General features: G+C 44.7%; 24 protein-coding genes, 5 tRNA genes and 1 pseudogene. All 30 read right to left on the reverse strand.

The genetic code is table 11. From position 1 onward, the window contains the following. Window positions 1-72 precede the first annotated feature (72 nt). The 30 genes and pseudogenes from ACTRDR_RS00610 to ACTRDR_RS00755 all read right to left on the reverse strand — a co-directional run bounded on the left by ACTRDR_RS00610 (window position 73) and on the right by ACTRDR_RS00755 (window position 23,943). The gene (locus tag ACTRDR_RS00610; protein ID WP_440525772.1) at window positions 73-1,374 is read right to left on the reverse strand and encodes a TIGR02679 family protein; all 1,302 of its coding nucleotides are present in this window, start codon (window positions 1,372-1,374) and stop codon (window positions 73-75) included. Next, a complete protein-coding gene (locus ACTRDR_RS00615; protein ID WP_440525773.1) occupies window positions 1,364-5,407 on the reverse strand; it encodes a TIGR02680 family protein in 4,044 nt (1,347 codons plus the stop codon). Before ACTRDR_RS00615 ends, ACTRDR_RS00610 begins: the two co-directional genes overlap by 11 nt. After that, window positions 5,404-6,540 (reverse strand): TIGR02678 family protein, encoded by a 1,137-nt coding sequence (locus ACTRDR_RS00620; protein WP_440525774.1) that lies wholly within the window; start codon window positions 6,538-6,540, stop codon window positions 5,404-5,406. Before ACTRDR_RS00620 ends, ACTRDR_RS00615 begins: the two co-directional genes overlap by 4 nt. A 2-nt stretch (window positions 6,541-6,542) precedes the next feature. Next, on the reverse strand, window positions 6,543-8,012 hold the full coding sequence (locus ACTRDR_RS00625; RefSeq protein ID WP_440525775.1) for a TIGR02677 family protein: 1,470 nt from the start codon (window positions 8,010-8,012) through the stop codon (window positions 6,543-6,545). Between the two features lie 11 nt (window positions 8,013-8,023). Next, window positions 8,024-9,331 (reverse strand): ATP-binding protein, encoded by a 1,308-nt coding sequence (locus ACTRDR_RS00630; protein ID WP_440525776.1) that lies wholly within the window; start codon window positions 9,329-9,331, stop codon window positions 8,024-8,026. A gap of 143 nt (window positions 9,332-9,474) precedes the next feature. Continuing rightward, window positions 9,475-10,488 carry a hypothetical protein gene (locus ACTRDR_RS00635; RefSeq protein WP_440525777.1) on the reverse strand — a complete coding sequence of 338 codons (1,014 nt, stop codon included), beginning with the start codon at window positions 10,486-10,488 and terminating at the stop codon, window positions 9,475-9,477. A gap of 12 nt (window positions 10,489-10,500) precedes the next feature. After that, the gene (locus tag ACTRDR_RS00640; RefSeq protein WP_440525778.1) at window positions 10,501-10,866 is read right to left on the reverse strand and encodes a hypothetical protein; all 366 of its coding nucleotides are present in this window, start codon (window positions 10,864-10,866) and stop codon (window positions 10,501-10,503) included. After that, window positions 10,856-12,622 carry a radical SAM protein gene (locus tag ACTRDR_RS00645; protein WP_440525779.1) on the reverse strand — a complete coding sequence of 589 codons (1,767 nt, stop codon included), beginning with the start codon at window positions 12,620-12,622 and terminating at the stop codon, window positions 10,856-10,858. Before ACTRDR_RS00645 ends, ACTRDR_RS00640 begins: the two co-directional genes overlap by 11 nt. Continuing rightward, entirely contained in the window at window positions 12,612-14,069 is a 1,458-nt protein-coding gene (locus ACTRDR_RS00650) for a leucine-rich repeat domain-containing protein (RefSeq protein WP_440525780.1), read from the reverse strand. Before ACTRDR_RS00650 ends, ACTRDR_RS00645 begins: the two co-directional genes overlap by 11 nt. 16 nt (window positions 14,070-14,085) lie before the next feature. Further along, window positions 14,086-15,297, reverse strand: coding sequence for an ATP-binding protein (locus tag ACTRDR_RS00655; protein WP_440525781.1), 1,212 nt, complete (start codon window positions 15,295-15,297; stop codon window positions 14,086-14,088). 256 nt (window positions 15,298-15,553) lie between these two features. Next, window positions 15,554-15,793: a hypothetical protein gene (locus ACTRDR_RS00660; protein ID WP_022152774.1), complete on the reverse strand. Its 240-nt coding sequence runs from the start codon at window positions 15,791-15,793 to the stop codon at window positions 15,554-15,556. Then, window positions 15,790-16,110 (reverse strand): hypothetical protein, encoded by a 321-nt coding sequence (locus tag ACTRDR_RS00665; protein ID WP_349211200.1) that lies wholly within the window; start codon window positions 16,108-16,110, stop codon window positions 15,790-15,792. Before ACTRDR_RS00665 ends, ACTRDR_RS00660 begins: the two co-directional genes overlap by 4 nt. Before the next feature lie 254 nt (window positions 16,111-16,364). Continuing rightward, on the reverse strand, window positions 16,365-16,880 hold the full coding sequence (locus ACTRDR_RS00670; protein WP_440525782.1) for a hypothetical protein: 516 nt from the start codon (window positions 16,878-16,880) through the stop codon (window positions 16,365-16,367). A 124-nt stretch (window positions 16,881-17,004) separates the two neighbouring features. After that, window positions 17,005-17,265 (reverse strand): helix-turn-helix domain-containing protein, encoded by a 261-nt coding sequence (locus ACTRDR_RS00675; protein ID WP_440525783.1) that lies wholly within the window; start codon window positions 17,263-17,265, stop codon window positions 17,005-17,007. 125 nt (window positions 17,266-17,390) lie between these two features. Beyond that, a tRNA-Tyr gene (locus tag ACTRDR_RS00680) sits at window positions 17,391-17,472 on the reverse strand. A gap of 5 nt (window positions 17,473-17,477) precedes the next feature. Then, a tRNA-Glu gene (locus ACTRDR_RS00685) sits at window positions 17,478-17,550 on the reverse strand. Window positions 17,551-17,556: 6 nt separating this feature from the next. Next, window positions 17,557-17,629 (reverse strand) — tRNA-Glu (locus ACTRDR_RS00690). A gap of 4 nt (window positions 17,630-17,633) precedes the next feature. Next, window positions 17,634-17,757 (reverse strand) — tRNA-OTHER (locus ACTRDR_RS00695). A gap of 46 nt (window positions 17,758-17,803) precedes the next feature. Next, window positions 17,804-18,058, reverse strand: coding sequence for a helix-turn-helix domain-containing protein (locus ACTRDR_RS00700; protein ID WP_440525784.1), 255 nt, complete (start codon window positions 18,056-18,058; stop codon window positions 17,804-17,806). 49 nt (window positions 18,059-18,107) lie between these two features. Then, a complete protein-coding gene (locus ACTRDR_RS00705) occupies window positions 18,108-19,322 on the reverse strand; it encodes an RtcB family protein (RefSeq protein ID WP_440525785.1) in 1,215 nt (404 codons plus the stop codon). Between the two features lie 40 nt (window positions 19,323-19,362). Next, window positions 19,363-19,434: transfer RNA gene (locus ACTRDR_RS00710), tRNA-Lys, on the reverse strand. Between the two features lie 568 nt (window positions 19,435-20,002). After that, window positions 20,003-20,869: a hypothetical protein gene (locus ACTRDR_RS00715; RefSeq protein ID WP_440525786.1), complete on the reverse strand. Its 867-nt coding sequence runs from the start codon at window positions 20,867-20,869 to the stop codon at window positions 20,003-20,005. Window positions 20,870-21,016: 147 nt separating this feature from the next. Then, window positions 21,017-21,100: pseudogene (locus tag ACTRDR_RS00720) on the reverse strand (methionine--tRNA ligase subunit beta); the annotation flags it as partial. Between the two features lie 55 nt (window positions 21,101-21,155). Further along, window positions 21,156-21,407 carry a hypothetical protein gene (locus ACTRDR_RS00725; RefSeq protein ID WP_440525787.1) on the reverse strand — a complete coding sequence of 84 codons (252 nt, stop codon included), beginning with the start codon at window positions 21,405-21,407 and terminating at the stop codon, window positions 21,156-21,158. An 18-nt stretch (window positions 21,408-21,425) separates the two neighbouring features. Continuing rightward, complete coding sequence (locus ACTRDR_RS00730) at window positions 21,426-21,944, reverse strand: GGDEF domain-containing protein (protein ID WP_440525788.1); 519 nt, start codon at window positions 21,942-21,944, stop codon at window positions 21,426-21,428. A gap of 395 nt (window positions 21,945-22,339) precedes the next feature. Further along, window positions 22,340-22,669 carry a type II toxin-antitoxin system RelE/ParE family toxin gene (locus ACTRDR_RS00735; protein ID WP_118537498.1) on the reverse strand — a complete coding sequence of 110 codons (330 nt, stop codon included), beginning with the start codon at window positions 22,667-22,669 and terminating at the stop codon, window positions 22,340-22,342. Further along, entirely contained in the window at window positions 22,666-22,974 is a 309-nt protein-coding gene (locus tag ACTRDR_RS00740) for a type II toxin-antitoxin system RelB/DinJ family antitoxin (protein ID WP_118537499.1), read from the reverse strand. The genes ACTRDR_RS00735 and ACTRDR_RS00740 overlap by 4 nt, the downstream gene beginning before the upstream one ends. A gap of 65 nt (window positions 22,975-23,039) precedes the next feature. After that, window positions 23,040-23,360, reverse strand: a complete 321-nt coding sequence (locus ACTRDR_RS00745; protein WP_440525789.1) for a helix-turn-helix domain-containing protein — start codon at window positions 23,358-23,360, stop codon at window positions 23,040-23,042. Continuing rightward, on the reverse strand, window positions 23,344-23,751 hold the full coding sequence (locus ACTRDR_RS00750) for a hypothetical protein (protein ID WP_440525790.1): 408 nt from the start codon (window positions 23,749-23,751) through the stop codon (window positions 23,344-23,346). The genes ACTRDR_RS00745 and ACTRDR_RS00750 overlap by 17 nt, the downstream gene beginning before the upstream one ends. A 15-nt stretch (window positions 23,752-23,766) precedes the next feature. Continuing rightward, window positions 23,767-23,943: a hypothetical protein gene (locus tag ACTRDR_RS00755; RefSeq protein WP_014081093.1), complete on the reverse strand. Its 177-nt coding sequence runs from the start codon at window positions 23,941-23,943 to the stop codon at window positions 23,767-23,769. Between the last annotated feature and the right edge of the window lie 70 nt (window positions 23,944-24,013).

Raw genomic sequence — 24,013 nt, forward strand, 5'->3', positions numbered from 1 at the left:
ATCTTTTACCTTCATCTCGCCGGGTGCATTCTCTTTCCCGTTAAAATACGATGCCTGCTTCTAGTTTGACGCTTACTTTCTATCCATGTCTTCCAGCAGATCTGTTAATATATTCTCCTGATACCCTGCCTTTTTCTTCTTCCTTACCTCTCCTGCCGTCTCACGAAGAATCGGATTCGCAACGGTCTCCAGCTTTTTCATTGAAATATTTCCAATCACTTCTTCTGAAAGACTTCTCTCATAATCACCGCCCGACATTCTCCACACATGGATCCGGTCACCGTATTTTCTCCAGAGTCTGTCGGCGATCCGGATTCCATCCGGATCGATGTCTCCGCTATAGTAGATTTCTGCCCCACTATCCAGTAGAAAGGGAATCAGCTTCACTGCGGCACTCCGCAGCTGTCCTGAAGTGCATAGCAATGTCACATTCTTTTGTTCCAGATGCTTCAGCAGGTAGCTGAACACCATCTCATTTTCCACAATGTAAACCTTGTCTCCTGTCGGTTGTACCGCTGTCAGTTCCTGCAGATTTTCCATGGTAACCGCACAGGGCTCCTGCCGCCTGCAAAAGGCATCGTACGCCGGGTGCCAGTCACCGCCAATCTGTAATCGCAATCCATAGATATGCACGATAGAGGAAATATTATCCGGCACAATACCGTTGGATAGTAGTAATTCTCTCCACCGATGGGCATTTTCCGGATAATCTGTCCACGCAGCATAGCACATTCCATGGACTAATAATTGCCCGGCAGTCGTTCCCTGATCAAAATAGTGGGGATTGCCGGATATCTCCGCGGAAAACACTGCCAGAGGATATTCCTCTTGCGTCTCTCGAATATCTTCCAGCAGAATAAGTGCTCTTCCTACGGTTTTCAACAGTTTTTCCGTCCGTTCTCTGTCTTTTCCGTATTCTCTGATTACTGTCTGATAGCCAAACTTTTTTTTGGAATACATTTCCCGCAGCCAGGAGACAACAACTGAATCCGGACCGGCATCCTCTGCCAGACAGCCTTCCACCGTTTCAAATAATTCCGCCCTGCTACGCTCTTCCTCCATCCGCATCTTCTGCGTGGTTATCATTTTTCTGCCAAAATATGCTTCCAGAACCTCTTCGAAATTTACAGACGCAAATTTTGTGGATTGCAGTCCTTTTTCAAATTCCGCAAAAGGAAAACGTATGGCATCTTCATAAAACGTCTTTCCGAGTATCCCGCCGATGGCTCTCCGTTCTTCTTCGGAAGTATGCTTCAGTGTAATGATTCCTTTGGCTCTTCCATAAGAATTCCATTTCTTTTCAAATTCTAAAAAGCACCTCCGGTATGCCGGATTTCCCTTAAAATATGCCGCACATGCTTCATTATTGTTCATCCAGAATCCTCTCATGTCCGTTCCATGTATACCGGATCACCGATACCACCTGGGAGTTCTCCGGGCGGTGCAGTTCCGCGATCCGAATACCTTTGACCGTCTCAAAGCATCCCCACAGAGCCTGGGAATTCATGATATAATCAAAATCCAGCTTATGGACCAGTTCAAACATACTTTTGATATTCTTGTCATCGACACCGGCAAATGCCTCATCCAGTGCAATGATCCGGGGGTGATCTTTATTATCCGCCTTTTTATACTGTGCGTTTACTGCTCCGAACAGCGGCACATACATTGCCATTGCTTTTTCACCTCCACTGAACCGGTTAAATGCAGCATTGGTCAGTGGCTTTTTTGTCTCATCCCCGCACCGGTAAAACATCTGGAATTCAAACCATTTCCGGTAATCCAGAGCATCTCTTACCAGCTCCATGTAATTAATGATCGTGCCCGTCTCTTCCAGCTTTGCCTTTTCTGCACGGATCTTGCTGCGGAAATGACCTGCTACTTTTTCAATATCATCCAGGGTAAGCAATTCTCTGTCGCGTAGAAGGATCTGCTCCAGATCCGCTGTATCCAGTTCTTTGTCATTGTCGGCTTTGCAGGGCTTCCATTCCAGGGAAAAACGAAGGCCCATAGAGGTATCGATCTCCTGCATGAGCTTCGACATGTCTTTTGCCCATTTTCTGCTCTCTGCTATGCGGTCCGTAAGCTGCTGGCTGATCGTCTGGGACAGGATATCTTCGAAAAGCTCCCGGTCCTTTTTCTGTATCAGCAGCTCTGTCTCTTCGATAGCGGTCTTCAGGATATTGTAAAATTCCTCCAGATATACTTTCTTGCCATTCCAGACAGAGAGGATACGATATCGCTTACGTATAGCTCCCACAATTTCTGTATCACCAAAGCACTCTTCTATGGACGTTCCATAGCTTGCAAGGCTTCCATTATGTTTATGATATTTATCATGCAAGGACTGAAGCATATCAACAGACTCTCTGTTCTTATCACTGTCACTTACTAATTTCACTGCCTCTTCGGCACATTCACAGACCGTGCGGCCTTCCCGGTTCAAAATCAGTCTCAGATCCAGTTCCTCTTCAAAATAGCTTCTGAGTGCCGTTTCCTCCATAATCAATCCCTGCAGTTTTGCTTTTTGTTCCGGAAGGTCTTTCAGCAAGCCCTGCAACATTCCTTCACGTTTCGCCATCTCTTTTTCCAAATCATTTATTTTTTTACTGATCTGTTCCAGTTCATCCTTCACCTGTTTCAGCCGGTTTGCCTTTTCCAGCAGTTCCGGACTCCTCAGATACTCTTCCAGCTGACGGATCTGAATCTCGCAGGCCTTTGCACGGGTACTGTAAGCTCTTTTTTCTGTAAAGGCTTCCTCCAGATCATCGTTGTATTGGTCTATCCGTCCTTTTTTATCCAGACAACTGATCTGCTCCGTCTGCATATGGAGTAGTTCACGTCTTATACTTTGCCATATTCTTCCGTATTCTTCCGCTGCGCCGCAGGCTTCCTCATAAGCCTCTGTCGTTCTTTCATAGGGTAGCATTTTACAAAGCTTCAATACTTCCTGATATTGCCGGTTCTTTTGTTCGGAAAGCCTATGCTCCTGAGCCTGCTGTTTCAGATATTCATTCTCCAACGTCTCCAGAATACGTTCCAGTTCTCTTTTCTCCGACAATGCGATCTGAATCTCCGAAAAATCAGGGATCTCCTGATATTCCGCTTGTAATCTGTCCATCCGTTCCTGTAATTGCGTAATTTCAGCATCCCATTCTGCTATGGTTTTGCTGATGCTTTCTATCTGTTCCTGCAGTTCCCGGATTTTTTGTTCTTTTCTCCGTTTTCTTGCGAGATATCCTACATATTCTGCTGCCTGCTTGTGTGCTTTACCGGCTAAGATTCCCTGCCGGAAGCTGCCGTCTGCACCGAAACAGATTCCCTGTGTCTTTCCTTCTTCTTCATAAATGTTACTGAGGATTTCCAATACCGGAATCCTCAGTTCCTGCGGCAGATCATCACTTACTGTCAATCCGGAAAAGCGGCTGTTGCCCTGTCCGTCTGTCTGCAGAACCGCATCCAGAAATTCCGGATGCTCCGCTCTTATTTTCGCAAAATCTTCCCTCGTCACCACCAGGGCATCCAGCATTCCGGACATCTGTAATTGTGCCTCTAGCCTTGCACAGGCTGCCTCATCCAGCTCCTTTGCGAACTCTACCGTTCTGTAAAACGGAATGGCTGTGATTCCCGCCTGCGCCAGGGATGCCCTGGATGTTTCGACGGCCTCATCCCGTTCCGGCTCCAGTTCCTGCTGCTCCTGCACTTTCTTCAGCTGTTCCCTGACTTCTTTCAGGATTTCCTCCTGCATCTCCCTCTGATACTGCTTCTCATTCTTTTCGTCTGTAAGCCGCTGACGCTGTCTTTCATAATCTGCGAGGAAGTTCCTCTGTATCTCCACGCCATCCGCTACGGTCTCGTATTGTCTTGCTTTCTGTTCCGCCTGTAGGAGAACCTCACGTTCCGGATGCCATTCCGCGGCTGTTTCTGCTCTGTGAAAGACTTCCGTGATCCATGCATCGATTCTGTCCGACACCTGTTCTTCTGCCATCTCCAGCCGTTGTTCTGCCTCCGCTTTTTTCTTCTTCGTCTCTTCCAGAAGACTGGCGGCTTCCTCGTACTGTCCTAAGATCAGCTCATATTGTCCGAGAGCTGTTCTTCCTGCTGTCAGCTGGTTTTTCCATATTTGCAGATGCTCTGCAATCTCATCTCCTTCTTCGTATTCTTCCAGACAGATTTTCTCTTTCGCCTTCTCATGATGTTCCCATTGCAGGATTTCCTGTTGTTCCTCCAGCTCTTCCTGCTTTTCCTTCAAGGTATCCCGGCGGAGTTCCATCTGTTCCTCCAGTTTTTTCAGAGTCATCTCTTCGTCCCGGATCCGCTCCCTGCCATCCTCGATCTTTTTCTCCCAGCGGCGTTCTCCATCCGCAGCCTCTTGATACTCTGCCTTGAATTTCTCCAGCTTGCGGTCTGCATCCTCGAGTTCCGGATCCAGAAGCGCATTGCGTTCCGTTTCTTTCAGCTTTTTCTCTGCCGTAAGTCTCTCAGTATCCTGTGCTGCCCGGCTCTGCTCTTCCTGTGCCTCACGCTGCAGCTGTTCCTTCCCCTCCAGTATTCCCTGTTCTCTCTCCACTTCCTGCTTCTTGTTCAGGTAGCCCAGAGCCTTTTTTGCCAGCATATACTGGTTGTAACGGGTATATTCATTGCGGATGATCTTCACATCATCGAAGGCACGGTTAAGCATCTCCAGACTGTCCTGGATCTCATCCATTTTTTCCATCGCATCTACCATAGGGCGCAGATCCTCATCCGTCAAAGTCTGGAGGGAATCATTCAGGATATCATATACCTTGGTGGGTTTAAACTCTTTGGAAAGCTTGGGCGCACGTACCTTCACTAACAGTTTGATGAATTGTTCATACTGTTCTTCCTTACGGAAACCGAAAATATACTGGTTGACATGCTTCTTGTATTCCGACGGGCTATCTGTGAAAAAATTATCTTCGCCCAGTTCCGCCTTCATCTCACGCTTATCCCGGGGAATTTTGTTGGATCCCACTTCCTTATACAGCCACAGATCATATCCCACTCTGCGCCCGTCCAGGATCACAAAGCCCCAGAAATCCATCGGTTTTCCGCGTTTTGCCTTTTGTCCGATTCCAATGGTGCGGTACTCTCCGGAGTCCTCTTTCCAAAATTCCAGGAACAGATAACCGGTAGACTCCTCCTTGCCCTCTTCTCCCAGAAAATAATATTCCATCCGGCGGTCACTGGAACCAAACGGATCCAGTCGGCTGGGAGTACGGTCTCCGTCCAGTACAAACGGAATAAAGCTCTGTGTCGTGATGGATTTTCCGGAGCCGTTCTGTCCGCGCAGAAGCAGTTTCCCATCCTCGAATTCAAAGTCCTCTTCGTCATATAACCAGAAATTCACAAACCCGATCCGGTTCATTTTCCAACGTTCGCTCATTGTTCTCCGTCTCCTTTGTAATCGGAAGGATACTGTCCTGCCAGCCTGCCCACCGCAGGCAATACAGTGATCCGTTCCTCCTTGCTGCGTACCATCATCCAGTCCGTCATATACTTTAAAATGGTTTCCACAAGCCTGTCCTCGTCCATTTCGCAATATTCCTTGCTCCATGCATTCTTCCACTTGTTTCTGCAGTTTGTGATGATCCGGAAAAACGCCTGCTTTGTCATTGCAATACATTCATCCTCCTGTAATTCCAATTGTCCCTCTGCCAACTGCCTCTGTATCTCTGCACATACGATCAGGACGCTTTCCGAGATCTGGGCATCTCTCGGGTGCACGTTTCCATAGCAGTCATCTGCATCCAGTGTAAGAAATGCCGCATTACGATAGATATCCAGATTACCCCCCAGATTTTCCCGCAAATATCTGCCGACCCATTGTCTCTGATTTTTCAAGTATAGTGCATCCGCATCCTCTGTACTGTCCCAGTAAAGCGCCGGACAGACTGCCAGCTGCCTGTATACCCGGTTAATACGCCGTGATCCTCTGTTTTCCTCAAATTCCTCAAAATCTGTCTTTTCAAAATCCTTCCAGGATTCATATCCGGAAATATCCATAGTAAAGCTGCTGGTAAAATATTTCGAATAGCCTGTATTTTCATATAGTACTTCCTGCCCGGCTTCCTGGCTGAAGGATTCACTTTTTCCTTCATACACCCTGAGCATCTGCAGCCGTTCCATATACTGCAATACCCGGACCAGTGATTTTCTCTGTGTAAAAGAAGTCCAGTCTACCGGCATGTAATTTTTCAGTTGTGTCTCCACATAGTCGATCAGTTCCGACAGCAAAAACTGCCTGCCCTCCTCGGCATCCTCCAGATACATCAACACCACACATAGTATGCAGTAGTCCCGAATGTCCGTAAATTCGCTGATTCCCATAAATGCTTCTGCATGCGCCGGTCTCTTCTCCAGTTTTAACAGCTTCTCTGTATGTATCAGCTTCCATCCCAGTTGTTCTCTGATAAAACGTTGAAAGTTCGGAATGTCGCGTTTTACTTTATAGAAAGTCTCCTTGTCACTGTCCCGGCAGATCCAGAATTTTTCCATTAAGGTTCTGATTTCATTCATATTTATTTAAACTCCAATGTATAATCCGGCATTTTCAGATCGCCGTCTTCGCATTTCAGTACACAGCTGCCTTCCTGTTTCCTCAGTTGATACTCCTGTCCGTATTCCGTCCGCCCCATCTTCTCCGAGCTCATATTGGCCTGTGCGATCCACTGGAGGAAAATGGCCCGTGTGTCTTCGGAAACCACTTCGCCAATCTCCGCAAACCGGATCTTCTGCTCCCTGATATACCGGAGTACCACTTCCTTCTGCTTCTGCGCCTGTCGCAGGTAGCTTTCCCGCTGTGCCATTTTTTCCAACGATTTATCGGCAAAACCTGTTCTGTCTTTTCTCTCACGATACCCTCTCGTGTGAGGCTTCAGCAAAAACATTGCCGGCTCTTCCTGATAAACACTGTTACTAATTCCATCCTCGTCTCTCGGAATATTAGTCTTATAATGCTCGATCTGCTGCACTCCGAAGACATGCGCCGACAATTTATGGGCTTCCTCCAGATCCTCACATTTCAAGAATAATTCCAGAAATTTTTTATAATCATCCTTTCGGCTGATGCCCCAGTTCTGAACCTGTACGATCAGGGCTGCATTTTGAATAATATTGCGTATAATATCACTGGTGATCTTCAATACTTTTTTAGCTTCGCATTCCTGTCCCTGTCCGTCCACGAACCAGTTTTTCAGGGAATACCATTTTCCGTATACATTTTCCCGGATGCTCGGTTCTGCGTTGCCATGTATTTCCAACAGTGCATGGGGAATATCCAGTTCACTCGCCACAACCCGCTCTAGAATCGTATTCTCCATGCGCTCCGTATTCTTTTCCAGCAGCTGTTCCATCCGTTTGGAGTGCCGCTGCAATTCCTGCACGAATTCATTCAGGTATTTGATAAATTTGTCCTTATGAACCATGAATTCCACGGATTTCATCAGTTTTTCCGTTTTCCCGGAGTAAAAGTCCCGCAGATAATCCTGATAATTCTGGTTGAGTCGTTTAAAATCCTCCTGCAGCGTCTGCCACCATTCGTTCACCGTGCGAAGCTCTGCATTCTCCATGTTCTCCGTCTCATCCAGACTTCTCTCCAGACGGACAAAAAAGTTGGTCGATAGATTTCCCGATTCCAAAAATAAATTTTCCAAACGTACCGTCAGACGCTCAATCTCCACAGCATATTCCGACATGGTATAGCGATATTGCTTATTTTTATAATCGGCTATTGTGTACACTTTGCCCGGATCCTGTATCGGTGTAAGATTTTTCCACTTAACAAGTGCTTCCAGATCCTGAACCAGCTGCTCCATGGAATACGCTTCGAATGCTTCATCCTCTTTCAAGAACCTGTAAATATCTTCTTTATACAGCTGAAAATGCATCTTTTCGTATTCCCTGTAAAAGCATCTCATAATTTTACGGTATACCGGTGCATTCTGTACCGACAAGTATGAAGTTTCATTGATCTGTTCAAAATGTTCCATCCGTTTTTCCTCTAAATAAACGCAACCATATATAGTGGTAACGTAATGATCCCCTCTTCACTCACGCCGATGTTACCATCCGCAAATTTATATCCATAAGATATATTTTTATTGTTTTTCATAAGCCATTTTAATGAAATTGCCTGAGTGTTTCCGCTCTTGACTTCAATCGGAACGACTTTTCCGTCTTTTTGGATGATAACATCGATTTCTTTTCTCGCTGTCTCATTTTTATAAAAATAGATCTGATATCCCTTCTTATATAGAGCATCTGCTATTGCGCATTCATAGATACCACCTTTGGAATTCCCGGTCAAAGTATTTTCTACAATATGCTGCTTTAAGGAAAAGTCCTTCATCGCCATCAGCAATGACAGATCGGTTGTATATGCCCGGAAAAAATCATCTCTTGCATAATCGTCCAGATCGAATCTGACATCTGTCACCAATTTGCATAATTGCACCATATCTGCCCGAAGCAGCCATTCAACACTCGAATAATATTTTTGTGCTCTTCCTCCATGCTCAATCTCTTTATATTGAAATTTATGGTTTTCCTTATCTAACAGCTGCTTTGCAAGCGACAGATAGCACTTCTCTGCTTTGACCTTTTCTTCTGCGGTTGCATAATGGGCTATATCGTACTGATATCCTTGTAAAAGACTTCTTTGAACCTTGTCAACTTCTCTGAAATCCTTTGTATTTATATACTTCTGTACTACTTCAGGCATACCGCCTGTCGCAACATACTGTCTGTAGTAATTCATCATTTGCGAATGAATCGCCTCCGGAATTACCGTTTTAGAGCGCAGATATTCACAAAGCTTCCCTATCATATCTTCGGAAATCCCCATTCCCCAGAGAAATTCCTCGAAATCCATCCCATACATTCTCAGATAATCAACATAGCCAACAGGATAGGACGATGCTCGTTTATAATCAATTCCCAGAAGTGACCCTGAAGTAATGACATCATATCTGTTATCGATCGCCCAGAATTTGAGTGATGTGATTGCTTCCTGACATTCCTGGATTTCATCCAGAAAAATCAAAGTTTTCCCGGGGATAATTTTCTTGTCCGGGAAACGGAAACGCATAGCCATAACCATATTGTCTACCGTAAGATCTCCGGCAAAAATCTCCATTGCCGAGGGCATCTGTTTGAAATTAATTTCAACCAGCTCCTCAAAATTTTCCTCTGCAAACCGCTCGATGATGTATGTCTTCCCGGTCTGTCTGGCTCCTTGGACTACCAGGCATTTTCTGTCTTTTGTATTTAACCAGTTTTTAATGTAATCTGTCGCTTTTCTTTTCAGCATAAATCACCTCAAATCAACATATTCTATTACGTTTAGTGTTTGCAATCAACATTTTACAATGCAAAAATGTACTCTCCATCAACATTTTTGTATTTTTTAATTATAATGCATTTTTTGAGCGTGAACAACATTTTTTCCAAATCTTATTTTTTTATCCGCTTCCATTCCTGCAGGCTGTCGATCTCGGTCCCGCAATATTCACACACGCCTTTGGTCACATCTATATTGGCGTCGCATTTGGGGCATTTGATCACTTGGATCCCACTGTCCAGGGTCATGACTCTGTCATTGTGACTGAGGGAGAAGGTATCCTTCTGATATACGGATGTGATCCGACCACCTCGCAGATACACCAATCTGACCTTCAGCTCCACATCCACGCACAGTATGCCGCTCTCCACATGCTCCTGCAGCCCGGTATAGTCCATAATGTCGTAATCAATGACATCCGGCAGGGAATAGTAGCGTCTGCCGGCTTCGTAGTTCAGGTTATTATAGAACCGCTTTTTGTCGATGCCGGTGGCGGTCCAGAATTCCTGCTGCCGACGGTTCTGTTTTTCCTTGTAGCGTCTGACAGGCCCCAGTACCGCATAAGCATCGCACAGGTAGAAAAAGTAATAGAGGATCATAGCCAGGATTGTGCTGTAGATCAAAATCTTGCCAACATCATAGCCATTGAAGGTCCTGGAGGTATTTATGATCCACAGGCTGCATAGCAGGAAGGATACGATGTAATCTACCACTCCTGTGATGATCCGGTAGACCGGGCTTTGCAATACCAGGTCATAATGGTGCTTGCTGCCCAGCTCCTTGTCTGCGTAGTCAATGTTGGAGGCCGCATCACAGCAGGGACAGCCGTTCACAAATTCCTTTACTTTGCCGGTAAAGCCGCAGTTCTCACAGGTATGCTGTGCCTCTTCATCCATTCCGGATACATAGGTATATTCCATGCGGGAATCGAAGATTTTCTCTGTATGGAGCAATTTTCCCTGTCGGAAATACTCTTTGCGGCAGCGGATACCACTGTGCACATCATCCTGACAGGTTCCGTCTGTGGACCGGTATCTCAGGGTGCCATCGACGATGTAAGTAGTCTTGATATTGACGCCGCTTTCTGTAAGCCTGCGCATTTGAAGTGTTTCGGATATGAATGCCATTGCTTTCGCGTCCTATCTGTTATTGTTGTTATTATTGTTGTTATTGTTATTATTGTTGGAAGAGGAACCGCCGCTGCTGCCGGAGCCTGAAGATGGCGTATAATGAGGGAACACTTTGAATTCCGTCCGTGACAACAGGATTCCGTCAATGCTGCTGTCGGTGCAGTTTGTCATGATCACCTTCTGGGTTTTTGCGGTATTCTGTCCGATGACGAGGGACAGATTCTGTCTGCCTCCCTTGATGAAAGCCTCCGGCTCCTGCTCCAGGAAATGATAGATCTCCCAAAGCTCCTCCTCTGTTACCTCATAATATTTTGTCAGTTCCACACAACGCTTCATGCGGATCAGTTCTTCATAGGTCTGCGGTTCAAAATTCATGGGAAGCCTCCTTATCATTTTTTTGATCCAGTGTCAGATAATAAAATTCAATGTTCTGAAAGGGGAGATTGATGGCCTGTATATGGTAATAGGCATTATTTTCCTGCTTCCGGTAATGGCAGTCTCTAAGCTGTGTGGTGGTAACAAGCAGATTGTTCGGGCTGTCCGTGGCATATTCCTTTGCATATTCGCGCAGGAGCCCGGAAATATCGTATACATACCATTCTTCTTCGTTGTCCCCGGAATGATCCAGCACCCCTTTATAAATCTGATGCGTGGCAATGTGCCGCTGCTTTGTTCTCCCTTCATCCCCGTAAGTCACGAGATCTCCGGACAACAGCATCAGGTACAATGCGTTGTTCTCCGGATAATCGCATTCTTCCTGCAACATATGCTTTTTCATACGCAGCTTTACCGTACTGATGGGCGTCAGATATAGGATCTGTCTGGACTTCCTAAGGATCTGGGAGATCAGCGGATATCTGGTTCCATCCACGTCCAGCTCGAACACACCGCTGTCATAGATATATTGTAACTTCGCATCTTGTGCAATGATCTGTTCCAGTGCAGGATATTCTGCGGATGTCTTGACAGGCAGATACTTTTCCGGCTCCTCGAGGCGCATCTTCGTCACATATGCATATGCCGTCTCGTCAGCAGAAGCATCCGGGGCATAGCCGCGATCCCGGTACATCTGCTGTTGCAGCAGGCAGGTGTAGCTTTTGCCGGATCCATATACATTTTTCACAAAAGGGCAGCCCGTTTTGCACAGATACAGGTAACCGCACCTCGCACATTCCTCGGGAAACGGTTGTCTGTTATGGTTTTGGAAGATCTTCCGTGCAGCGGTTTTCAAAATGGTGTCCACCGTGTCACGGTAGATATTGCCATAGTAAAAGCCTTCGTTCTTCTGACCTCTGACACAGGAATAGATGTCTCCGTTACGCTCCAGCAGGAAAAATTTCTCTCCGCAATTATCGCAGTTGATGCAGTATTCCGGTCCGAACTCATCGAACCATGCACCGTTGACCCCGGCATCCAGATTGGTCCCGTCAAAAGCCTCGTGCATCCGCCGGTAAAAGATCAGCTGTTCCTCTTCACTCATGTGATGCAGCAGGCCACAGGAATTGTAGTCAAACCCGATCATGAAATTAAAATCATTCATGTCCAGGCACGTGTTACGGTCCAGGAATCTGATATCTTCAATGATCTGATCCAGCTGTTCAAAATGCTCCTTAAAGATCGTGGCAGATACTTTTTTCTTGTTAGGAATCTCCTCCAGCAGTCTGATATTATCCAGTATCCGTTCCAGTGTGCCCTCTCCGCCCTTGGTCACCCTGTATTTTTCATGCAGGGAAAGCGGCAGATCCAGGCTGCCCGATATGGACACGTTGAACTCCCGTATGGTCTCGATATGTCTGTCCAACCCGTACAGATTCGTCTTGATGTGGGGATGCCCCACCCTGAAGCCGGCATCCGTGATGAGTTCACGCATGTCCTGATAGTAACTGCTGATATACTGGATCAGGTCATGGAATTCCAGCTCCTGCAAAGTGGTCACCTCGCCGCCGTGCAGGGAAATATTAAATGGCACCACATCCGCTTCACGGAATTTCGCGATAGCATATTGCAGGGTCTCCAGGCAATCTCCGCCCCGCAGGGTATCTACGGTGTGGTCCTCCAGATAACAATACCGGCACTGCATGTTACATGCCATGGTCGGCACATATAACAAATGAATAAATTTAGTATTCATAGTAATCGATCCTTACAGGTGTCTCTTTGAAAGCACGTTCATTGACAGATACGCCCCCGGGCAGTGTGATCTCCCGCAGAGAATCACAGCACCGGAAGGCAGAAGACCCGATCTGCTGCAGCTTGCTGTCCGGGGAGATCACCACCTCCTCCAGACTGGTATTCCCGTAAAACGCATGTCCGCCGATCCTGGTCACGTTATCCGGGATCTCTATGCGCTGCAGACTGTTGCATTCTTCAAAGGTGTTGCCGCGGATCTCCGTCAGTCCCGTCGGAAGATTTACCTCCTTAAGGTTTCTGCAACGGTAAAAAGCCTCCCCGCCCAGATACGTCAGATGCTCCGGCAATGTTACATGTTCCAGCTTTTTGCAGTTTTTAAATGCCTGTCCACGGATCTCCGTAATGCTGTCCGGCAGCGTTACTTCTGTTAAAAAGGGCATATTGGAAAAGGTGTTGCCGCGCAGGCCCACTACCTTCTCCCCCCGATAGGTATCGGGAATGGTCGCCGTAGTCATATTCGTCAGACCATAGGCATAAAATCGCACATAATATCCGTCATCCGCCTGCTCATAGAAGACCCTGGGCTTACAAAACAGCAGCAACGAGCCTGCCACAGCCACCGCCATAAGAGCCCGTTTTAACTTCTTGCTGTGATCCGGTACCAGAGATGACTTCACATTCATGACGATATTGGAGACTTTCTCCTGAGGTCTGGATTTGATTTCTTTTTTCAGATATCGCATCAGTCCATAACTGCCGGTCCACAATGCATATACCGCCAGGATCAGGAAACCGATGACATAGGTTTTCGTGGGAAAATGAAAGAAAAACAGAGAAATATAAACGAACAGCAAGACTGCAAAAATCACATTCAGGATATTTTTTCTGCGCAGCATGTCCTCCGGGATCAGGTTCTGCTCTTCCGTGATCCCGGCACGCTGCATTTCACGCTTGATAAACTCTTCGACACAGTCCTCCTCGGACATGGCAAACATTGGATCAAAATCCTCTACATGCACTATCCCGCCTGTTACCGTTTCGTCAGCTGCCGGTGCATGGATCACCGTCTCAGCTTCTGTCTGCACCTTTTCCTTCCCAGACTGTTTGCTTAGCTTTTGATTCCATACACCCTTTTTCATGGCAATGGGTGTCACAATAAATGCTCCCACGAACACCGCCATGAAATCCACGATTGCGATTCCTGTGGTAATGAAGAAATCAAAAAATAATAGTATTGCGATTCTGACCCCAAATAAGGTCCAGAAGATTTTTCTGCTGTTGTCCTTAGAGATCAGCTTCGACAGCGGCAAAAGCACAAATACAGACATATGTATTGTCACAAATGCCTCCATAAATAAAGTCATTCCCATTCCCATACCGTTATTTTCCCTTCTTTTATACTGTGCATCGCACCTTTTCGTCTCCAAAGGACTACGATACTCTTCCATTTCGCGATTCTGTCGTTTAGTATTCAGGACTTAACAGGAAGTCCGCTATGTGCATCGTCTTGATGCCCTCGTAGTTTCCTCCCGAGAACTCATCCGTTGTGAGAACATATTTGGGGTAGTTATCGTGGATTTCCAACAACCGGTCGTATTCCCGTTTTTCCGTTTTCAGAGAATGAAGCTCCTGCGTCACCTGCACATAGAGCTTTTCATTTTGCCGCACTGCGACAAAGTCGATCTCGCTGCTGCCGGATTTGCCGACATTGACGGTATACCCTCTGCGGCAAAGCTCCAAGTACACGACATTCTCTAAACTGGATGCCACACTGTCAGCGTTATAGCCGAGAACGCTGTACCGCAGGGCGGTATCGGCAAGATAGAATTTCTCCTGTGTTTTCAGGATCTCCTTGCCTTGTAAATCAAAGCGGGAGCATCGATGAAGCAGGTACGCCTTCTCCAGCTTCTCCAAATAACTGTAAACTGTTTCATTGTCCAACGCACGGTGTTCCGCTTTCAGGTAATCCGAAATGGACTTTGCCGAGAAGGTATTGCCCACATTGTTGAAGGTATACTTGACCACTCGTTCCAACTGGTCGATCTTCCGCACCTGATTGCGCTTGACAATATCCGAGAAGATCGTGGAGTTGTAAATATCACGCACGATGGTGTAGACCTCGTCCTGAGAGAACTCCTGCAAATGCGTTGCCGGGAAACCGCCCAAGCGTACATAGTCGACAAGCTCCGTCTTCGGCTCTCCCACCTCGGTATAATGGCTTTTGAACATCAAGTACTCGCCAAAGGACAAAGTGAAGATACGGAAAGATATATACCGTCCTGTCAGATAGGTTGAGATCTCAGAGGACATCATGCGAGAGTTAGAGCCTGTCACATACAGGTCAACATCAAAGTCAGATGCCAGCGAATTGACGACCTTTTCCCAGCCCTTGATTTCCTGAACCTCATCGAGAAACAGATAGGTTTTTCCATCGGGCGAAAGACGCTCTTTAAGCTGTGCGTACATCTGCTTTGCCGTCATATCCTCATATTCCATTGAGTCATAGCGGCAACTGACAATGCGCTCCTTTGGAATGTTATGCTGCGCTTTCAATCTCTCCATAATCATTTTCAGGATCGTTGATTTTCCGCAGCGACGTACTCCCGTAAGGATTTTTACAAATGGCGTATCCACATAAGCCATGATCTTCTCTACATACAAAGGTCTGTAAATCATCGTGACCACCTCCGTTTGTAAATAGTATACCGCAATTCTTGTCTAAAGGCAATTTGTTTTGCGATTATAAACCGCAAAACTTTCATCAGCTTATTTTGTTTTGACACTTACCTTCTTTCCTATCCTGCTCAAAGTATACATTATTTCGAGCAAAATATCAGTTATATTTTGGCTTTTTGCTCGAAATTGCACTATTATGCTTGAACCAGTCTCAATACCCCCTACCCTGGCTTTCAAAACTTATATCTCTTCATGATTATTCGCTTTCGCTAGTCCTAAAATGTATGAACAAAACTAAACTTCGCAAAAAATCGGCATCAAATCCATTTCTGAATTCAACACCGATTCTCTGCTTTTCCTTTTTTCTGTTGTAAGCCTTTCCACTCGGAACTGATCTTGTGACCGGATTCAGTTCTCCCCATGTTGTTCGCTGCTTAGCATAATATTCCCTCTGCGCTTTCTTACTTCTTTTATCAAGCGTTACATATTGCTTCATTTTCTCATCCTCGCTTTCGTGCCTTCTTCAATCATCTTTGCAATTTTACCGCAGGCGTCAGGATAATCTTTATGTCCCAGTAAGAGCATTTTATCTTTAAGTCGTTCTAGAGCTTCCTCAAATCTTGCGACGTCCCTCTTTAGCACCTTACAGAATACAATGCAGTACGACGAACCATCCTTGACCATCTCTCCCTTAAATTTCATAGTTATCTTATTCTGCACAAACAATTGGTCCGCCAGATAAGAGCTATGATCTACATAAGCATAAGGAACCGCAAATAACGAAAAATCACTCATTTTCCAATAATTCTTCATTCTCATCATCTCCAACATAAAGGAAGCTGCAGAAGATCCGAAGACCTCCCACAGCCTGTGCTTATAACCGAACCTCCACACGCAGTTTCCTGCAGGTTTTCTACAAGGCCGCTGTTAAGAAATCTTGCATCAGATTTTAAAACCTACAATGAACATAAACCGATAACACATAACCCATAACAGACATACCCTTACCATGAACAAAAACTTCCGGGATCACCATTAATCTCATAAAGCCTTGTACGGAAAAATTCTTAGATGTCTACTTCAAACTGTACTGTTTGATTGTACTTATCAAGAGCCATCTGCATTTCCATAATGGTCTTGGATACAGCCTCATACTCCTTCTTAATCAGCTCCAGGTCATAGTTAATATACCTATATTCTGGAACCGTATTTCTGGACATATAAGAGCGCTGCTCCTCTCTGGCTTTTGGTAACTGCTTACGCATCTGATCAAGCACTGGTTTTCTCTTGTTCAGCTGAGCCATCTTTATAAGAATTGTATCAATGCTCATTTCTGCATCGCCCACCTGAACCTTTTCATTAGAATTGGTTACATTAAGCGCATGCTTGATAATTGCAATTTTCTCATCAAGAGATGTAATAGTAGCTACAACCTCTGTATAATCATATTCTGGTACGACAGGTTCCTCATTGATAGCTGCAACATAGGTACTGGATGTTGCCTCTTTGTTTACCCAGAAGGCCTTATCTTCTTCCAGGCTCTTAAGCATTTTATTTGCATATGCTGATGTCATTGTCTGCATTTCCTTACGACCTCCTTTTTCTTTTGTTTTTTGTTCTGATATTAGCTTACTGCATGACAGATGCTTTGTCATTGTACCAACGGTTTAATACCATAGAAAATCCGCAGTCAGATTTTCTATGGTATTAAATAATTCCCCATAAACGAACAACATCCCCGCCAACGACGAGGATATCTTCAATACTGGTATGCAGTAATCTGCTTAAGATTACAAAATTGTCTAAGCTCGGCAATGATCTACCGGAAATCCATTTGTAGATTGCCTGCGGATTCTCAAATCCCATAGCATTCTGCACATCTTTCACAGTATAACCATTTTCCATGAGCAGTTTCTTAATTTGCTTCCCTGTCTCCTTTTGTTGGATTGACAAATACATTGGTTCCATCTCTTTGTACCTCCGTAATTTTCTTCCATCCCGAATCACAATCTCTATTGGTAGACTTATATTATATCGGATGTATTCACAAAATGCATTAAACTTTTAGTTTAACTCGGACACGCAAACATAAGTGGGCAGGGCCAGACTCGAACTGGCGTAGACTGGAGTCGGCGGATTTACAGTCCGCTGCAATTGCCACTATGCGACCTACCCATACGTGACCCCTGCGAGACTTGAACTCGACATTTGCAGCTTGAGAAGCTGCCGTCCTGACCATTAGACCAAGGGGCCATTTACTGATCCCCGCCGGACTTGAACCGAGCATTTTAGCCTTGAAAGGGCTATGTCCTAACCTTTAGACTAGGGGACCATAATGCTCATATCAGGATTCGAACCTGAATCAATCGGTTCTACGCTCCGCTTCGGTCCGTTCAGGGCAATCGTTCCCCGGACGATTTGAACCGTAGCCGATCATTCTATCCATTGAACTATACGAGCATATGCGGGCTAAATATATTTCAACTCAGCCCTGTTTATTCACTTTTCATGCGCTAATCTGCTTTGTTCTATTTACATCGATTACGATAATCTCATCCATCGGAACATCCATTACTGCTGCCAGTACAACCAGATTATCGATTGTAGGCATGGCAGTTCCGTGCTGCCACTTGTAGATGGCCTGAGGAGTCGCAAATCCAAAGATATCCTGCAGGTCTCTTACAGTCAAACCTGCTGCCTCTCTCAGTCTCATGATATTCCTTCCGGTAGCTACCATATCGATGGTAGGCATAGTAAACATTTCTTCCTCCGTTTCTGCTTCTGCAGGTGGAGGAAGAATGCCCTCCACCTTAATCAGAAGCCTTAAAATTGTATATAGGTTTCATCACATCGATTACATCTACAGACTCTCGGATCACATCAATGATGTCCTCCAGACTCTTGTATGCCATCGGTGCCTCGTCCAATGTATTTTCATTAATCGAAGTGGTATAAATACCCTTCATTGTCTCTCTGTATTCATCCATGCTAAGATTTGTTTTCGCCTTTGTTCTGGACATAAGTCGTCCTGCTCCGTGAGGCGCAGAATAATTCCACTCCGGATTTCCTTTTCCAACAGCAAGCACACTTCCATCTCTCATATTTATTGGAATCAGCACTTTCTCTCCACTATGGGCTGCTATTGCGCCCTTTCTCAAAATCATTTCATCTGTATCAATATAATTATGAATTGTATGGAAGGCTTCTCTGCCAGCCATCCCGGTTCTCTCCAGAATAATCTCAGCCATTTTCTCTCTGCTTCGTCTTGCAAAAGCCTGGCAGATTTCAACATCGTGAAGGTAGTCCTCAAGATATTTTCCTGATAAGTAGCACAGATCTTCAGGCATACTTGTCTCAGACTCATATACCTGCCAGTGAAGCTGTTTTAACGCATCCTGAATCTCACTTCTACGTCCCTGCTCCTTATAGGTTCTGATAATCTCATCACGTTTCTCAAGATAGTCCCCATATCCTCTGTCCAGGTTAATCGCCAGCTTCTGATAAAGCTCTGCAACCTGCTTACCCAGATTACGTGAGCCTGAATGAATCACAAGATATTTGGTTCCATCACCCGCTTCATCTATCTCTATAAAGTGGTTACCACCACCAAGGGTTCCAAGTGAACGCTCTAATCTCTTTGTGTCCTTCAGTTCTCTGTAGCAAGCAAGTTCTGTCAAATCAAATCTCTCCTGGCGACCTTCCCACACGTTCATTCCCGATGGAATAAAATGTGCAGCCTCATCAACCTTTACAAAATCAATATCAACCTTGCCTAAGTTCACGGTATACATACCGCATCCGATATCAACACCCACTACATTTGGAACAGCCTTATCAGTAATTGTCATTGTGGTTCCAATAGTGCAGCCTTTACCGGAATGAACATCAGGCATGATTCTTATTCTTGATCCTTCCGTCATCGGATAATCACACATACGTCTGATTTGTTCTATTGCTTCATCCTCTACTACTCTTGCATAGCAGATGGCTGTATTTATTTTTCCTTTGATTTCAATTAAATCCATGCTTCTCTTACCTCATTTCTGTGATATTTACATTGGACAGTGCCCCGCGGGGGACTCGAACCCCTAACCACCTGATTAAAAGTCAGGTGCTCTACCATTGAGCTAACGGAGCATAACGCAGAACTGCCTTACCAATTAGGCTTATATCTGCAAAAAAATACCGCCTACCATGTGCATCCACACAAGATAAGCGGTTCAAAATCTATGTATCCGGTTGTCCTCTCCTGTCCCTACGACAGGTCTACATCCATCACCACAGCATTCCCTTCAAGCTTATTCTTATCTGAATACACAAAGCTAAAGCCCCACTCTTTTTCATATCGAGTGCTGCATTTTTTCAAACTTTCCAGATATAAATAACTTGATCGAATAGCTGTGAACATTCTTTTTTCCTTTCCCAGACCCATCGCTTCGGATCCGCTTTTCTTTCTTTGTTATCAACAGAATACCACAGCAACATTAGTTTGTCATTATACTTGTGGTATAACTTCGACGCATCATAGTGCAATCAGCCTAGTCTGAAGTACTTTGGCTATCTCTGCCAGACCGCTGGCTCTCATCTCCTTCTTATCATTCTATTTTATCCGCAAATGCATTGCAGGCCGGGCAGCATACCTGTATTGCTTGAAAATTGTTTGCATTTTCCTTTTCTTTGGAATTTTTTACCATACTCTGCGCTCTCAGTCTTCCTTCTCCCCGTCTTCCTCCCCCATTGTAAACAAAGATTTCCCATTATAGCAGTCCGGACTGAACAGTCCCTGCTTATGGGTGACCGGGGTAAATACCTTCGTCTCCCCGGGAGCGATTTCTTCATGGTTGAAGATCAGGCTGTATCCCTTTTGATTTTTGATCACGGCCTGCTTAATATTATCGGACCAGCTGTAGGTCTCCATGACATTGCCGAATCCCTTCGGAAAATACCGGAAATCCAATGCGCAGGGATCTTCTTCGGTGGCATGTTTCATGTATAATACGCTGTCCTGAAACATTCCTATGTGAACTCCCGGATTCACAATTCCCACAGCATCCCCGAGATGATATACCAATTTGCTTCCGCTGTGAACGCTGGACACTTCAATGTAGACACAGTCCTCATATTTCCCGGCAATTTCAATCAGGCGCTGCTTCTCCTGTTCTTCCATCTGCGCAATCTCCTGCTGTCCTGTCTCCTGCAGAGCACGGATCTTTCTCACCATTTCATCCGCCGTATCCTCCGGCTCTCCCAGTGACATTTTTGCCGCCGCGGCAATGATCCGGTCCAGTGCATTTTCCGAGGTATCAAGACGGGCCAGTTCCTCCCGGTATTCCTGTACTACATTCCCATACGGCGATACCATCATATATTTCAGCGGGCAGTGATAGACCGTATTTCTGGTCTCATAGATCAGAACATCCTCTTCCAGAGAAGCCTTGACCAACGTGGATGTCGTGGCTACATAGACATTTCTTCCCAGCCGTGGATGTACATCCGCAGTCCCCGACAGATTGTACTCTCCGTCATATACATAGGGCTCCCAGTTTCTCATCGTTACTTTTGCCTTTTTCATCCCGAATACCTCCTGTTTTTACTGAAAGTATACCAGATTCGGAGAATAATGTCATTCTACCGGTGGTTGATTTTTGTATACAGAGCAATTTATTAAAAAATGCGCCAGAAGACTTATCTGCCTTCTGGCGCATTCATTATTTTTCTCTTAGTACAGCTTCGCGCCTGCCGGAATATGGTTGTCCACCATGCGCAGGTTCAGCTTCTCTTCGCCGTTCTCCTCGCATACTGCGGGCACAGCCCGTTCATTTTACCGTTGACTGGCTCGACTGGATTTGCTATTTTACTTAATATTCTCTTTTGTGATAGACATAGGCGGTTACAGGACAAGAAATAACAAATATAAGCAGTGCACACGCAAAAATAATTGCGCCGCCTAAAATTATCTGCATTGTAGTCATAGGTGCTGGAAACAAAGTGTTTAAAAGGGTCGTAAGCCCCATAACAAGTCCAATCCCACAGAACAAGCTAATTACTAAAAACACCTCATTTCGTTCTTCTCCACCTACATAGAACAGCGGGAAAAATATGCCTCCCATAAACAGGCTTAATCTCTTTTACTTTCTTGCCCTTCTATCAACGCCTCTTTGCTTATAAAACAATTGTTTTGCTTCATACATATGTTTTTCTGCCACGCTTATCAGCAAAGATATGTCCGTTTCTGAGATATTTCCTACAGAATATCCAATGGAAACATGATAAGATTCCTCCTCAACAAGAGCCTGTACACGATCAATTTTCGCCTGTATCACTTTTTCTTTTTCGTCAATGACTAAAACAACAAATTCGTCTCCACCAATTCGGAAAGAATTTTTATCTCCAAATTCTTTCTGTAATGTTTTTCCAACAAACTGAAGCATTCTATCTCCGGCTACATGTCCCTTTGTATTATTAATCTCGTGAAGTCCATTGACGTCTACATAAATGCAAGCGAACACCTGATTGCACATTGAAGAATATACTTTCAGCTTCCGCTCATAGGAATTACGATTAAAAAGACCCGTTAGTAAGTCTGTCTCACTTAATATAGTAACTTTCCGTGCATACAAAAATCTCTGGAACTTTAAGTTCATCATGTATGTGCATATTACTGCACTGATCGTACCAAACACAGTAACATCAATATTATCCGCTATACATGATTAAATTTATTGGTATTTTCTTCAAAGTATCACTCCTTAGTGAAAAAATTGTTTTTATTATATCATAGTCCGAGTGGATCTGCATCTGTGGTTTTGGAGTTTTACTAATTCATTTTTAATGCTTTTGTTTCTAGTATTTTCTCCGACGTTATATCAGAATGTCTTGCCGGCTTGCGTCACCTCTTGCTTACATATGTCATTCTACGGAACGCCACGGAATAAATCGTTCGTCAAACGGTCAACTTCTGTTGACCGGTAGTCAACTCAAAAAAGTAAAAAAGAAAAGACGTATGAAACCAAATGTCTCATACGCCTCATAGGATTTATGATTATAACTTTGTAAATTCATCAAGCTGCTTATCTACATCTCTTCCGGAATACATAACCCGAATCACTGTAACCAATTTCTTTGTCTTATCGGGGATATAGAAAATAGCATAATTATCAACAGGCACAACTCGTGTATTTCGACTCTTCCAGGGCTCTCTTTCATATTGTCGGAACTTCTCCGGATACTCTCCCAAGGAAAGAATTTTTTCTTCGATCCGGTCAAGCTGTCCGGCTGCATTCTCAGGCGAAAGAAGATCAAATGCTATATACTCAAAGATACCGCGAAGATCGTTCTCAGCCTGCTCCGTAAAGGTAACATCATATTTCATACATTATAATCCCTTCGGATATCCGCAAAAACCTGAGCTGCAGATTTGGTACGCCCTGCCTGCATATCCGCATATCCTTTCTCAAGTTCCATGTCCAAAGTCTCTACGTTCATTCTCGAAATATCAACAGGTCTCGCAGTTGGAATCTTTACCTCAAACGGAAGCCCCCTATTTAGAATGATCTGCTTATAAAACATATTGATAGCATTAGATGCCGGGATCCCCAAAGTAGCCAGAATTCCCTCAGCCTGTTCTTTAACATCCGGCTCTATTCTTGCATAAAGATTTGCTGATTTAGCTGCCATATCATCACGCCCCTTTCTTTTACCCATATTATAAGTCAATGTACGGACAAAGGCAATACATTTTTTCAAATCAGTGCCATGATCTGCTTCAAAAGAATCTCTCTTACAGACTGATCCTTCACATCTCGCAACAAACCAAGCGCTTCGTCCGCAAATCCATCATTATTATCTGCAAAACCCAGCAGATAATTCGACGTAGTCTGAAGTACTTTGGCTATCTCTGCCAGACCGCTGGCTCTCATCTCCTTCTTATCATTCTCGTAGTAGGAGATTATAGGCTTCTCTACATATAATGCTTCTGCCAGTTCCTCCTGGGTCATTCCAAGTCTGATCCTCTGTGCTCTGATCCTCTGTCCTAAAGTTTCTTCCTTATAGCGTTTGTTCATCTTCTCCTCTTTCCGGGCGAACCGGAAAAAGGGATGTACTGTTGTGTCGCTGGACAAAAACAAAACGCACGAAAATTGGCATATTCTCATCTATAGATGCCAGCATCTTACTCGCAAAGGAAGCCTCAACTTGTCCGGTTCCTTCGTACAGTTCCGTTATAATTTCTTTGTAGGAACAATTCTTCTTTTTCTTCCTTTCGAAAATCTCAAAGAATACTTTCCGCCATTCTGTATTTCGTCTAACCTTGTAAAAAAAGTCAAATTCCCGCTGAAAATCTTGATCATCGGCAACGTTAACCGTCTTTACTTTGCTCATAATATTCATATAGTGTTGAATATCCTGTGCCCTTTTTTCAAGATTATCCAATGCTTTCTCAATGTCATGATTCATTTATCATCACTCTGATCAATCCTCATTCCACATTCTTCGTTCTTCCCGGCGACGCTCTTCTTCCTCTTCTTCCTCGCGGCGATACTCACTGTCATCCCAGTTATAAACGTATTCACCACGATCTATACTGAAGCCGTCTCTTTCTATATATTCATATTCGCCGGAATCATAATTGAATGCATATTTTGCCATGGCTTATTCCTCCTCCAAAATCACCACCACCCGTCTAACGGGTGGTTTGCTCTGAGGCTATAAGCCTCTG

Origin of the sequence: Simiaoa sp. (assembly GCF_051972595.1) — a bacterium.
Lineage (GTDB): Bacteria > Bacillota > Clostridia > Lachnospirales > Lachnospiraceae > Acetatifactor > Acetatifactor hominis.